This is a genomic window from Aeribacillus sp. SP014, assembly GCF_054055575.1.
Map to the genome: position 1 here is coordinate 1,374,640 of NZ_JBSRXI010000001.1, position 13,117 is coordinate 1,387,756.

12 protein-coding genes and 1 pseudogene are annotated in these 13,117 nt (G+C 35.1%); 5 read left to right on the plus strand and 8 right to left on the minus strand.

Annotated features, from left to right (window positions below; genetic code table 11):
- Nucleotides 1-14: 14 nt before the first annotated feature.
- A complete protein-coding gene (locus ACVIJU_RS06815) occupies nucleotides 15-1,604 on the plus strand; it encodes a class I adenylate-forming enzyme family protein (RefSeq protein WP_240326814.1) in 1,590 nt (529 codons plus the stop codon).
- 631 nt (nucleotides 1,605-2,235) lie between these two features.
- On the opposite strand, the gene ACVIJU_RS06820 is transcribed toward ACVIJU_RS06815, so the two are convergent.
- A complete protein-coding gene (locus ACVIJU_RS06820; RefSeq protein WP_205419953.1) occupies nucleotides 2,236-2,808 on the minus strand; it encodes an ABC transporter ATP-binding protein in 573 nt (190 codons plus the stop codon).
- On the opposite strand from ACVIJU_RS06820, the gene ACVIJU_RS06825 reads away from it, so the two are divergent.
- Complete coding sequence (locus ACVIJU_RS06825; RefSeq protein WP_063389466.1) at nucleotides 2,809-3,120, plus strand: hypothetical protein; 312 nt, start codon at nucleotides 2,809-2,811, stop codon at nucleotides 3,118-3,120.
- Between the two features lie 252 nt (nucleotides 3,121-3,372).
- Here the strand turns inward: ACVIJU_RS06825 and ACVIJU_RS06830 are convergent, their stop codons facing one another.
- The 4 genes and pseudogenes from ACVIJU_RS06830 to ACVIJU_RS06845 all read right to left on the minus strand — a co-directional run bounded on the left by ACVIJU_RS06830 (nucleotide 3,373) and on the right by ACVIJU_RS06845 (nucleotide 4,922).
- Nucleotides 3,373-3,864 carry a DUF7878 domain-containing protein gene (locus tag ACVIJU_RS06830; protein ID WP_066246766.1) on the minus strand — a complete coding sequence of 164 codons (492 nt, stop codon included), beginning with the start codon at nucleotides 3,862-3,864 and terminating at the stop codon, nucleotides 3,373-3,375.
- Nucleotides 3,865-3,909: 45 nt separating this feature from the next.
- Nucleotides 3,910-4,056: pseudogene (locus ACVIJU_RS06835) on the minus strand (transposase); the annotation flags it as partial.
- The gene (locus ACVIJU_RS06840; RefSeq protein WP_456687960.1) at nucleotides 4,034-4,276 is read right to left on the minus strand and encodes a hypothetical protein; all 243 of its coding nucleotides are present in this window, start codon (nucleotides 4,274-4,276) and stop codon (nucleotides 4,034-4,036) included. The gene ACVIJU_RS06840 and the pseudogene ACVIJU_RS06835, both read right to left, overlap by 23 nt.
- Nucleotides 4,266-4,922 (minus strand): ABC transporter ATP-binding protein, encoded by a 657-nt coding sequence (locus ACVIJU_RS06845; RefSeq protein WP_456687420.1) that lies wholly within the window; start codon nucleotides 4,920-4,922, stop codon nucleotides 4,266-4,268. The genes ACVIJU_RS06840 and ACVIJU_RS06845 overlap by 11 nt, the downstream gene beginning before the upstream one ends.
- Between ACVIJU_RS06845 and ACVIJU_RS06850 the strand changes: the two genes are divergently transcribed.
- A protein-coding gene (locus ACVIJU_RS06850) for an IS3 family transposase (RefSeq protein ID WP_456687421.1) occupies nucleotides 4,851-5,997 on the plus strand; the annotation gives its coding sequence in 2 pieces (ribosomal slippage) (nucleotides 4,851-5,122 and nucleotides 5,121-5,997; 1,149 coding nt in all). The two genes, ACVIJU_RS06845 and ACVIJU_RS06850, sit on opposite strands and share 72 nt — an antisense overlap.
- Nucleotides 5,998-6,298: 301 nt before the next feature.
- Here the strand turns inward: ACVIJU_RS06850 and ACVIJU_RS06855 are convergent.
- From ACVIJU_RS06855 to ACVIJU_RS06865, 3 genes are all read right to left on the minus strand, one after another.
- Nucleotides 6,299-8,281 (minus strand): bacteriocin-associated integral membrane family protein, encoded by a 1,983-nt coding sequence (locus ACVIJU_RS06855; RefSeq protein ID WP_117017585.1) that lies wholly within the window; start codon nucleotides 8,279-8,281, stop codon nucleotides 6,299-6,301.
- Nucleotides 8,282-8,916: 635 nt separating this feature from the next.
- A complete protein-coding gene (locus ACVIJU_RS06860) occupies nucleotides 8,917-10,215 on the minus strand; it encodes a globin-coupled sensor protein (RefSeq protein WP_117017586.1) in 1,299 nt (432 codons plus the stop codon).
- Between the two features lie 326 nt (nucleotides 10,216-10,541).
- The gene (locus ACVIJU_RS06865) at nucleotides 10,542-10,778 is read right to left on the minus strand and encodes a hypothetical protein (protein WP_063389449.1); all 237 of its coding nucleotides are present in this window, start codon (nucleotides 10,776-10,778) and stop codon (nucleotides 10,542-10,544) included.
- A 658-nt stretch (nucleotides 10,779-11,436) separates the two neighbouring features.
- Here ACVIJU_RS06865 and ACVIJU_RS06870 point away from each other — a divergent pair.
- Complete coding sequence (locus ACVIJU_RS06870) at nucleotides 11,437-11,598, plus strand: hypothetical protein (RefSeq protein WP_161939838.1); 162 nt, start codon at nucleotides 11,437-11,439, stop codon at nucleotides 11,596-11,598.
- A gap of 268 nt (nucleotides 11,599-11,866) precedes the next feature.
- On the plus strand, nucleotides 11,867-12,562 hold the full coding sequence (locus ACVIJU_RS06875; RefSeq protein ID WP_117017464.1) for a helix-turn-helix domain-containing protein: 696 nt from the start codon (nucleotides 11,867-11,869) through the stop codon (nucleotides 12,560-12,562).
- The last annotated feature ends 555 nt before the right edge of the window (nucleotides 12,563-13,117 follow it).

Below are 13,117 nucleotides of genomic sequence, written 5' to 3' on the forward strand. Positions count from 1 at the left end.
TGGGAGGGATTTGAATGGCAGCAAACCGGATGACTGAAAATGTGCTGATTCATGAATTGATTGAGGAATCGGCAAAAAAATTTAAAGACCGTGTTGCTTTTGCAGAAGGGGACAATTTCTATACTTTTGAAGATTTGAATCAATTGTCATTAAGATTGGCGAGGCATTTTATACAGCTAGGTTTGAAGAAAGGCGATGCCATCTCTGCACAGCTGCCCAATTGCTGGGAATTTGTTGTCGTACATCTTGCTGCATCGAGAATTGGGTTAGTGTTTAATCCGCTCAGTCCAAACTACCGGAAAAAAGAGCTGCAATATATGCTTTCACATTGTGAAGCGAAAGCGTTTGTAACAATTGACAATTGGAAGGGATTCAATCATGAACAACTTGCTCATGAATTGAAGGCTCAGCTTCCTCATTTACAGCATGTTTTGGTGGCAGGGGAAAAGAAGAATGACCGCAGCATAAGTATCACAGCTTTGCTTGAATCAGAACCTGATTCCGTTTCTGATCAAGACATACATGAAAACTTACCGGCTTTTGATGATCCGTGCATCATATTATTTACATCAGGTACAGAGTCCAATCCTAAAGGAGTTCTTCATACATTCCGGACATTTGTTCCGTGCCATCTGCTAAATGGCAAGGAGTATCGAATAACGGACAATGATACCATTTTATGTTTAACTCCATTATGCCACATGTTTTCACTGCCGATGATTATCATTAGCCTTCGATATGGAGCGAAGCATTTACTTTATCGAGAATATAAATCAAATGAAATTATCGACTTATTGAAAAAAGAACAAGTATCTTTTTTGACTGCTGCACCCGCACATTTAATTGACTTATTAAGACAGTGCGAACAGCAAAATGTAAGCGGTTTAAATCCTCGGCTTATTTTAACTGGGGGAACAAAAATACCGGCGAAAATGGTTCAAGATCTTAGGGCTACATTAAACTGCGATGTTGCTGCTCAGTGGGGCATGAGCGAAATTTGTGCAGGAACCTTTACTCGTCCGGGCGATGAAGCTTCGTTAACATGGGAAACAGTTGGCAGACCGGCTCCGGTCGGGGAAGTCATCATTGTAGATGAACGGCACAAACCGCTTCCGACGGGCGAAATAGGAGAAATCGCTTTTAAAGGAGAAAGCTTATTTATTGAATATTATAAAAATCCGCAAGTAACCGCCCAGTCGTTTACGGAAGACGGCTATTTTTTAACAGGGGATCAAGGCTGGCTTGATGAAAAAGGATACCTCCATTTCGTCGGACGGACGAAAGATACGATTAACCGCGGCGGATTAAAATATCATGCTTCAGAAATTGAAGAAGCATTGCAAATGCATCCGAAAATCAAACAAGTGGCAATCGTCAGTGTTCCGGATCCTCGTCTAGGCGAACGGGGCTGCGCCTTCGTCTCTTTGCGAGAAAATGAAACGATTGATCTGGAGGAAATTAAAGAATATTTGCAGGAAAAAGGATTTGCAAAGTATAAGTTTCCAGAATATTTAGTGATTAAAGATGAACTGCCGACCACTCCGTCCGGAAAAATTTCAAAAGGGCTTGTCAGAGCAGAAGCAGCATCCTTATCTGAAAATTAAGCATGTATCAAGGCAGACAACGAACAAAGGTTGTCTGCCTGTTTTAAACGACATGCTTTGGTCAAACGTGAGCAGAACTCACAAAAGATCAATAAAAAAGTCTGAGAAACCTTTTTTAAAAAGCTGCCCCAATGTTTGCACCAGCAGATCTTATTTTCTGAACAAAAACGCATAAGGGCTACTTTTAATAGGTGCTAGTTCATGTTTTGTGTGCTAGTTCTCTTTTTCATTTTAAAAGTTTAAACCCCATTCTTTTTTTGCCACGGATTTTATTTCGTTAATAGCATTTTGCTTTTTTTGAAGAATATGTTTATATTTTTCATCATCTGTTTCGAGATGGTTATTTACTTCAATTTGATAAGTTGCGTTATTTTCATCATCTATTACAATAAGACCATATAAAGAGGGGTCAAAACAATTAAATCCACTTTATCTTTGCTATTACTTACTGATAAATTGGTATATGTCTGGAAAAGGGGGGCTTCATATACTATAAGAACCATATCTGATTCGTTTTTCGCATAATCACCTAATGGGTTTTGTTCGAATCCTTTCGCATATGTTTTCACCAATTGGCCATTGGCATAAGTGTGAATGCCGAAATATAAAGAAAATATGACAACAATTTTTTTTATAATTCAATGATAACATCTCCCATCTTTTTTAATTCCTCATCATGTGTAACCAATATAATGGTCTTTCCTAATCTATTAAGTTCTTTTACATGTTCCATCACTAGATTGGCGTTATATTTATCCAAGCTTCCTGTCGGTTCATCTGCCAATATAATACTGCATTTTTTCATAAACAGACGCGCAATGGCTACTCTTTGCTGTTCTCCACCGGACAAAGTATATATTTTTCTTTTTTCGTAACCATTCAATCCAACTTTTTCTAATGCTGCTGAAACAGTGGTATTGTTTCTATATTTCTTGTCGATCATCAGAATGTTTTCTTCGACAGTCTTATTTTCTACTAATGCAAAGTTTTGAAAAAGAAATCCGAGCTTCTCTCTATATGCCTTAAGAATATCATCGTTTTTCGAAAGATCTAAGCCGTCGATAAATACTTTCCCTGCATCTACCTTTTCAATCCCTCCTATTATATTTAAAAGCGTCGTTTTTCCGCTGCCGCTCTTTCCGCTGAATACGACAAATTCACCTTGCTTGATAGAACAAGAGATAGTGTAGAAAGGAGACTTCATATGATTCGAAACGATATTTACACACATTATAAAGGAAACGATTATCAGTTCAAATGCATTGCTTTACCTTTAAACGAAGTTGAAGACCAGAGTTGTTTAGTACCTAAAGGAACAGCTCGTTATTATGAAAACGATAGGGACATACCGCTATATTTTCATAATGGTGTTTGGCTTATCGACTCTGATTTACCGCATGTCATTTACCAATCCGAAGCTAATTATGGAACAGATAAAGTTTGGGCGAGGGAAGTGGATGACTTCTTTGGTTACAAAGAAAAAGACGGGCGGTATATTAAAAACGGTTTGCATTGAAACATTTTTCGGTAGAAGGAGAGGAAAACATATGACAGAAGATAATAAAGAATGATGTAAAGCTTGTGATGGAACAGGAATATTAGGATTTCAATTAGAAACTTGCTGGTTCTGTTGCGGGACAGGATTAATTAGCAAAAGAAATGAAGTTAAAAAACCAAACCGAAAAATTCATTAATTATTAATATTAATATTAATATTTTCTTGAAAAGAGCAAGAGAGACTTGTTTAATTCAAGTCTCTCTTTTATTGCTAATAATCATCCGAATAAGGACCTTTCATCAAAGGGATATGTTTTATGAATTTTTTCAATTCGATTCCAAAGTAATTTTCTATATCTCGTTTTAGATTTTGCTCTAATTGAATAAATTCCCTTACGATATAGTCTAAATCAAAAACATTGTACAAATCTTGCTCTGCCCAAATAGATTTCACTCTTGCTTTATTTGAAAATGGAATTAAAGACAGAATAGCACCATCTTCATAATCGTCATATTCAATCGTATAATAATGGAATTCTGGAATATGTTCATCTGTGACTCTGTTTTTCCATTCGTATAATGCTTTATAGAATTCTAAAATAGCAAGTTCTGTTTCAAAGTATAACTCATTATTGATTTTTATTGTAAGTGTAGCTTCTACCGCTAATATGGTAGGAACATCACGTTTATCTTTATTTGAAATAATTCCATTATCAACTACAAAATTGTATTCAAAAGTTATTTTACTGGAAATGCTGTCCATATCTTACCATCATATCCTATCACTATTCTTATTTTTGTTTCACCTTTTTACAATGTCTTCCTTTACCACATCCGTGATATGACTAATCGTTGTTGGGGAGTAGGCATTTCCTAGAATTCGTTCAATAAACTTGCTAATTTCACGCGTACTCATGCCACTTTGATACATGTTAATGATCGCTTCCTCGAGCCAGCACTGATAAATTGGTATATGTCTGGAAAAGGGGAGCTTTATATACTGTAAGAACCATATCTGATTCGTTTTTCGAATAATCACCTAATGGGTTTTGTTCGAATCCTTTCGCATATGTTTTCACCAATTGGCCATTGGCATAAGTGTGGATGCCAAAATACAAAGCAAATATGCCAACAATTCCAATCATTATTTTTAAAAAAACTTTTTTATAATTCAATGATAACATCTCCCATCTTTTTTAATTCCTCATCGTGTGTAACCAATATAATGGTCTTTCCTAATCTATTAAGTTCTTTTACATGTTCCATCACTAGATTGGCGTTATATTTATCCAAGCTTCCTGTCGGTTCATCTGCCAATATAATACTGCATTTTTTCATAAACAGACGCGCAATGGCTACTCTTTGCTGTTCTCCACCGGACAAAGTATATATTTTTCTTTTTTCGTAACCATTCAATCCAACTTTTTCTAATGCTGCTGAAACAGTGGTATTGTTTCTATATTTCTTGTCGATCATCAGAATGTTTTCTTCAACAGTCTTATTTTCTACTAATGCAAAGTTTTGAAAAAGAAATCCGAGCTTCTCTCTATATGCCTTAAGAATATCATCGTTTTTCGAAAGATCTAAGCCGTCGATAAATACTTTCCCTGCATCTACCTTTTCAATCCCTCCTATTATATTTAAAAGCGTCGTTTTCCCGCTGCCGCTCTTTCCACTGAATACGACAAATTCTATAATGCTCCCATAAGGTGAGACACATGAGCGTGATAAATAAGTTATAATGATACCATGAAAAAAAGAAACCGATATACCGCAGAATTTAAAGCTAAGGTGGTTCTTGAGGTGTTGCGTGAAGAGCAAACCGTCAATGAAATAGCCGCCAAATATGAATTAAGCCCAGTCATGGTCAGTCGTTGGAAAGCAGAATTTCTAGAACGATCCTCGATGGTCTTTGAAAAAGGCTCAAGCGAAGTGGATAAAATCCGTAAAGAATATGAGGCCAAACAAGAAAATTTAGAGAAATTGGTAGGTCAGTTAACGGTTGAAGTTGACTGGCTGAAAAAAAAATCTGGGCTCAAATAAGTCTGTTGACGAACGAAAGGCTATGGTCGAATTCAATCACCCATCGATCAGCATCAAGCGTCAGGCACAGTTATTAGGTATTCATCGTACTAGCGTGTATCGCCAATCAAAGAGGCAAACAGAAAGCTCAGAAAACATCATGCTCATGCACGAAATGGATATGCTTTATACAGCTCATCCCTACTTTGGCTACAGGCGCATGACTGCGAAACTTCGTGAGAAAGGATTTGATGTGAATCATAAACGCGTACGCCGTCTCATGCGCCTTATGGGTATACAAGCTATTTACCCAAAACCCAACCTTAGTAAGAGGCTACATGCCAAGTACTGCCGGCCTTACCTGCTCCGTGGATTGGAGATCACCCGTCCGAACCATGTATGGGGAGTGGATATCACCTACCTTCGTATGGGACGGGGCTTTATGTACCTGTTTACCATCATCGACTGGTTCAGCCGCAAAGTGATCGATTACGAGTTATCTAGTACGCTGGAGAAAGGATTTGTCATCGACTGTCTGAAGCGGGCATTGCGTCATGGTAAGCCGGCCATCATCAATAGTGACCAGGGCAGCCATTTTACAAACGCTGACTATCTCGGGCTGTTGAAAGAGTATGGCATCCAGGTATCAATGGATGGCAAAGGACGAGCAACAGACAATAGTCGTACGGAACGATTCTTTAGAGCTTTAAAGTATGAATGTATCTATCTCAATGAATTCGAGAATCCTAAAGAGTTGCGAAAAGGCATTCGACGCTATGTTACGTTCTATAATACAGACCGACCTCACCAATCCTTGGACTATTTGACGCCAGCAACAGTGTACAAGCAACCTAAGATGGTTCAAGCATCCTAACCATCGAACGTGATGAGAGGCTTTATATGGAGAGACGGGCATGATAGGCTGTTTTAGCCATGCGATGTTATCTGTCCATCGCTCCAGCGCAAAAAATCGTGCCCGTAGAGGCTCCATGTCAAGCCTTTTTTGCACACGCACCACATTCATAGCGAAAGGAGAGAATGGATAACTTAAATATTATCAATTTGTGTCTTGACAAAGGGGTGCATTACATTCACCTTGCTTGATAGAACAAGAGAAATCCTCGAATAGAACACGATCCCCGAATTTTTTCGTTATATTTTTGATTTCCAGCATTTTATATACCACCTTTTAATACGCGGGATATGCTTATCTGTTCAAATTTATTTATAAACAGTGAAAGAATGACAATAGTATTTATCAGCACAATTGTACTTGCGAAAAAAATATAAAGGAAAGAGAAATGATAGAACATAATTTTTCCCGCTAAGGCAATTCCCACACCTAAAATGAAGGCACCAATTAACAATCTGAATACACCTTTATACCTTTGAACAAAAGTTTTTCCGAATACTTTATGAAGTGCTATTTCAATGGCTCTAGAATTAAAATCCATTTTTAAAATGGTAGATAAAGAAATATTAAATAAGATTAACAACATAATGCTTAAAATGATATTGATTAATAAAACTAATATTTTTTCAGCACGTTTTTCTAAATATAAATCTTTTATGTTATTTTTATAGAAAATTTCATCTTCATAGCCAATTTTTTTAATAAAAGCTTCAAAATTATTGTCATTGTTAAATTTAACTAATGAATTAAAGACATAGAAACCCATTTCATTACTAGGTAATTTACTATGGGTATCAAAAATAATGATAGGATTTTTCTTATAATTATCAGCTAAATTTGCCATATTAATATCATGTATTAATAATGTGTAAGGATTTTTAATAGTTATTGTTTCAAAAATCCCGTCATCATTTTGTAACAAGTTGGTAATTTCATTAGGTGTTGATGGATCAAATATACCTTTTTCTTTTAATTCCGCATCTGTATATCTAGAAATGAGATAATATCTGTCCTCTTTCAGTTTATTTAAATCAATTCCTAAATCTTTAATTTCCTTTTTCGCATATTTATTCAAATACACTATAGACTCATTTACATTCACCATACTTGACGAAATACCGCCATTGTTTGAAAAATCAAATGATAAATGAATTCGGTATTTATCGAGATAATCATTATAAAATTTAACTGCATATTCTCTTTCTGTTTCAAAGTTCGTAGTTTCGGTATAGTTTTTTAATAAAAAGAGGACATTATCGTAATCATAATATTCTTCCCAATGATCCCTCTGGTTAATCGTTAATATAGCATCGTAAATCGTCTTCAGATTGAAGGTTAAAGTTAAGATTAAGGTTACAGTTATGATAAACAATATAAAAAAGGCTAATATTTTATATCCTAATGTGTAATAGCTTCTTACAAATGTTTTCTTAATATCCAAATTGCGAAGCATAAGATAGAGAATATTTGTAGAAAGTACGATAACAAACAACATGAGAACTGATATTAATAGAAACTTAGATGATTCAGTTATAAAAATCGCTAGTAACATACCAATAAAAGCGCTGCTAATAATAGTTACTGAATTTGTAATCATCAAGGGAACAATTATACTTTTCTTATCAGACCCATTAAAATATTTAATTAAAACTTCCTTTTTTAGGCTATTAACCTCAAACATGGTATATAAGAATATAATGAAAAACACAAAGGTCCAAGCCGAAATAATCATAAATATTGCATCATTTTGATAGCGGTTTTCTTCGGGTTTGCTCATTCCGTATTTATCAATTGTTTCAGAACGCAATTTTTCCACGCTTTTTTTAGTGCCAAAAACATAAAAGTATTCTTCTTTTTTTATCTCAGTAATATCGCTAAAGGGTTTAAATATAATTTCTCTCTTGCCGCTAATTAACGATTTAAATATAGAATGATCATTCTTTACTAATATTCTTTTTTTAAAATAATTTTTATTTTCCTTTGTAGAATAGATCGTATAGGTAGCAGAATTACTAGAATTAACGGTTGATGATACGACATATATTTTTAAATTTAGTTCTTTGCTCAGTCGGTCTAAATCTTGTATGTACTCTCGATTTAACTTCTCACTTTTCACATCTGTTGTATACTTAAAATCACTTTCAAATACTTTTCCATCTAAATAATAAATATATGCGTCCCCTATAATTGTGAAGGCTATAAAAAATAACAGGGAGAAAAACGCAAGCTTCTTTTTATTGACCATACATCATAAATCCTCCATTAAATAAAATGGTATATTTGTCAGCTTGTTCTAATTGGAGCTGCTCTAATATTCTTTTATGTTGCTTTGTAGCTGCTATCATTTTGATTATAAGGGAATTAGTGTAAAAAATTCCATATTTAAACGTTGATTTTTATATATTTTTGTGGAAATATTGAAAAAAATCTTAAAACCTTTTTATCAAGAGTTTGAGAGTTTTTAAACTGTGTTTTTCGCAACAAATCTACAAAAATTCGCACATCAACTATTAAATCCAGCGTTGGCGAACGAAGCGCACCTTCATAAAGTATTGGTGATTCGATATGGATTGATCCGCACGCTTTAAAGTACTTCATCTGTTAAAATGTGTGAATGACCGCATCCGAATAGTTGAATGCTTCCGACCTTTTAAATCGCTTCATTAACTGCATAAGCAGACTTATTTTGCAAATAAAAAAGAACCGAGACACGTACCAACAGAACATCTCCCGGTTCTTGTATAGTATGCATGTTTTTTCCCAGCTTCTCATGCTTCGATGCAACAGGTGAGAACTCTTTTACAAAGGGGGAGACACAGTATAATTACAGCATCTCTTAAGTAGTCGATTGGGCAATTTTCCAACTCTCTCTTCGAAATATTAGTTCATTTCTTTTGTAATCATCGTTAATTGATCTGCAGAGAGGGACACTTCTTCAAACGCTTTTCCTAATTCATTTACCACATTTACAAACGATATCAATTCCGTCTCGATTTTATTGTTTTGATCCATTGTTTTAGCCATTGTGTCCAAAATTTGCTCAAAGTGTTTCTCTGTTTCTTGCATGTTTTGATGGCCGTTATTCACTTCTGTTTTTATTTTTTCAAGCGACTTTGTAAGATCCTCTACTTGTTTTTGGGTATTTTGAATGAGAGAAGATACTTTTGAAACTGAATTCTTAGTTTGTTCGGCCAATTTACGGACTTCTTCAGCTACAACAGCAAAACCGCGGCCAGATTCACCTGCTCTTGCAGCTTCTATGGCAGCATTAAGCGATAATAAGTTGGTTTTGTCAGCAATTCCAGTAACAATGCCGACGATTTCTTGCATTTTATTTGATATTTCCAATAATAAATGGACATCATTTGATATATTATCAACGGCACTATAAATGTTCGACATGTTTAATGTCTGTTGATGCATATGTTCTTTTCCTTTTTCGGCACGTTCTTGTGCGGATAGAGATAGACTAGTTCCGTTTTTTGCAAGGGAAACGATTTCGTTTGATTGCGCGATTAATTGCTGGAAAGAAGCATTTGTCTGCTCCGAGATTGCAGCCAGATTTTGAGATGCTTTTGCAACATTTTTACGAACTGACCTTTTTTGTTCCTCTATTGCAATTGCTTCCTTTAATCTTATTGATTCAGTATCATACGCCTCTAATACCAATTGTTGTTCTAAGTTTATAATTTTAGAGACCGCTCTTATGGCAAGAAAGCAATCTTCCTTATTCATCATATTTTGTTGGATAATATCCATAAGTGCTAAAAATAGATCCTGAAATGCACACATATACCATTTCGTTTGAAGACCTATCCTTACATGCATATGTGCAATTTTAATTCTTTTGTCGGTGAAAGCTGCATCTATTCTTCCGTTAAACATTTCAACAATATGTTGTCTAAGCGTCTTTTTTAATTTTTCTATCGAACTGTTATCATTAATAATTTTTAAAAGCGATGGTTCTTTTTCCAAGTTCTTATAAAATCTATCAGCAATTAAATCAATTTTTTCTATTACGAATGGCTGTATAGCATTAATAATCTGTAAATCTTTTTCTGTTAGGTCGATCATTAAGATTTGCCTTTCAATTTCACTGCCTTTCGTGATACTTATATTGCCTTTCCCGTGATCAAAATTAAAATACGAATTTTCTTGCTTTGTTCTTTTGAAAATCACCTATATTTCACCCCGTTACAACATGTAAGCATGTGCCAATACGAAAAAATCCCGAAAATACAACAATACATAACATTTTTGAAAATATTTTACATCATCCGTTCCAAAAATGTTGGGATGATTTTGGATAACCAACCCTATTATCTAACTAGCTGTATAAGGCAATTAAATATCATTTAGCTTCTTTATGCACCTGTTCACGCTGTGAGTACGGATGGCAGTGAAACGATATTGAGCGGCTAGAGCAGAAATAACAGTTTCCACGATTTTAACCATCGTGCCAAATGAATTTTTTTTCTGCTTAATTTGTTATATATTGTTCAGTTTCAACCGACATGCTGCACTTGTTCGGCATGGGGTTGACCCTCCTCTTCGATTTCCAACTCTCTTAAAATTTTGTCGCGATATTTTCGGTTTTGACGTGTTCCTGAAATAATTTCAGAAAGGCGGCTTAACGGGATTTTATGCTGCTCGCAAAACTCCTTATGGGTCATTTCCAGTTCTGCCAAGCGCCGCTTGATTTTCCACCCTAACGGAGTGATGCGTTGTTTGCGAACCGCCATTTAAATCACTCCTTTCTATGATCATTCTGTTTCCCTATGCCGAATTTTGGTAGAATGAAAGGGAGTCATAACTATATTTGAGGACCAGAATTCGTTATGAGATGTTGATTCAAAAATCTATTGCTGATTAACTATGTCCTGGTGCTATCTCCGAAAGATTTTCATGTATAACGAGGACGGAGAAACGCAGCAGGAGCTTTTATCATCCTTAAAGCTTCATATCGACCAGATTGTTCAGGAGATTAAGCCTGCTCATCATGTTGTAAAACCAAACTGTGGACAAATAAAAGAACCAAGTTCCTCAATTCATGCCAGTACTAGCTCTATTTAGAGACTATCTATATTTCGGAGAATTTAATGCAGATGGTATTAAAAAACAGTGAAGCATTTCCATTTGTATATCTTCAACTGATTGATGTAGTTGGGAACAAGTTGTTTTCTCGATACCTCAAATTGGCAATTTTTAAAGGACATATGATTCAACAGTTTATGTATGAATTTGAATGTATTTATACAACAACTCAAAGAATTATTTTAGATAGCAAAACTCTGCTTGATGACTTCGAATGGGTATAGCAGCCTTTGATTGAGCTCGTCTATTTCTTTCATTGTTAAGATCAATAATCAGAAGGCTTTCCGGGCATAAAGAACATTTGATATGCTGCATTTTTCAGTCAGCACGCTGTACCTGTTTCATCCAAAGCATCTGCACCGGAACAACAGCTTGCTCATTCCAATCATTGGATTGCATGATATTGTTGCTGCAATGATTCAACTGCTAGTTCAGTTTCAAGGCTGCAAAAGCGGTTGTGATGATTAATATAGAGCGCGCTGATTATTCAAACGGATATATAGTCCATCGGTAACCTTCATGAAATACCTATGACGGTTCTTTTGGACCAATGGACTAGGAAACTTACGCAGATTGTCGAACTTTTACATCTATTTACACTTTATTTTTGTTTGACAAGGTAATCGGTTACCACTTTTGATTACATTATATATTCCTATAAGACGAAAATCAACAAAATTTTCCTTTAGGACTAAAAATGTTTCTTTTAGGAAGATTATAGAGAGGTTGACAGAAAATGAGCGATTTCAAAAAGGAATTGGGCAGTCGGGTAAGACGAATTCGTAAAGAAAAAGGTTTGACACTTGAGGAAATGGCAAAAGCTACTGGTATTACGAATAGCGCACTAAGCAAAATTGAAAGAGGAGCAGTTTCAGTTTCTGCTGAGAATCTATCATTAATAAGCAGAGTTTTAGGAGTGAGTAATGATTTCTTGCTATACGGCGAGGCTTATTTGACTAGTGTTCCGATTTCTGAAACTAATGATAAATTTACGTCAGATTCTTGTTTACAAGAAATGACTGACCGTGCTTCAGTTGAAGACGATAAAATTAAAAAATCTCCATTGTTTAAAAAATTTCTGGATTTAACCATAAAATGTTTGAAAGGCGAAAACAGTTCGGTCAGCTTAGATCCTGAAGCACTAATGAATCTATTTAAAGCTTCAGCTGCTCTTTTTGCCGATCCATCTATAAAAGTTAGTGAAAACGAAATGATCGATCAACAAAATGACGAAAACGAACTTTCTCCAGAAGAGCAGGAACTAATCGAAATCCTCCGTCAATTAGATGACGGCGACAAATTTGAAATTATGACTATTGCCAGAATGAAAAGAGACATAACTAAAAGGTATGGCAAACGAAAGGGGATGTCATCTACATCGATTTCCGAAGGGGCTGCCGCATCTGAAAAACGTTATGATAAGTTTGCTTAATTTTATATTCCAAAATGGTAAGTATGTTACCATTTTTAAAAATTGAGCAGGTCTCGTATTTTCCCCTAACAGGTAGACAGTTAAATGTAATGATTTTATGCTCCTAACCGTCTACATGGGAGGGGATTTTTTTAAAGCAAAGAAAGGATAAACGTTTCAATTTTTATCAAAGCATTTATTTTATAATGAAGGTTTGGATTTATTTAGGCATTTTGTAACTGAAAGACAATATTATACAAAACCGACAATTTAAATATGTAAGTGAATTTCGAAACGGATTGACCTTATCCTAAGCGGAATTTGTTGTCAATACGAACTTTTCACGAAAGTGTAATCGAGTACACTAAAACCATTCAACTAAAGAAGAACTATTAAGGGCATCCTGGCTAGTGTACTATTCGTTTTGGCTGGTATTTTCATTACGACACGAGAGAGACATGGGGCTGTCCAGAAAATCAAATCCCATTAAAAACAAAAATCATAAACATCGATATATCAACGTTTCTAAAACATTAAAGGGGGCGTCAATAAGCCGTAAAAACGACTTATTAGACA

Coding starts and splice junctions, on each gene's coding strand:
- ACVIJU_RS06825 (WP_063389466.1), top strand. CDS start 2,809: ATGATTCGAAACGATATTTACACACATTATAAAGGAAACGATTATCAG.
- ACVIJU_RS06815 (WP_240326814.1), top strand. CDS start 15: ATGGCAGCAAACCGGATGACTGAAAATGTGCTGATTCATGAATTGATT.
- ACVIJU_RS06865 (WP_063389449.1), bottom strand. CDS start 10,778: ATGGCGGTTCGCAAACAACGCATCACTCCGTTAGGGTGGAAAATCAAG.
- ACVIJU_RS06830 (WP_066246766.1), bottom strand. CDS start 3,864: ATGGACAGCATTTCCAGTAAAATAACTTTTGAATACAATTTTGTAGTT.
- ACVIJU_RS06820 (WP_205419953.1), bottom strand. CDS start 2,808: ATGAAGTCTCCTTTCTACACTATCTCTTGTTCTATCAAGCAAGGTGAA.
- ACVIJU_RS06855 (WP_117017585.1), bottom strand. CDS start 8,281: ATGGTCAATAAAAAGAAGCTTGCGTTTTTCTCCCTGTTATTTTTTATA.
- ACVIJU_RS06875 (WP_117017464.1), top strand. CDS start 11,867: ATGAGCGATTTCAAAAAGGAATTGGGCAGTCGGGTAAGACGAATTCGT.
- ACVIJU_RS06870 (WP_161939838.1), top strand. CDS start 11,437: ATGCTGCATTTTTCAGTCAGCACGCTGTACCTGTTTCATCCAAAGCAT.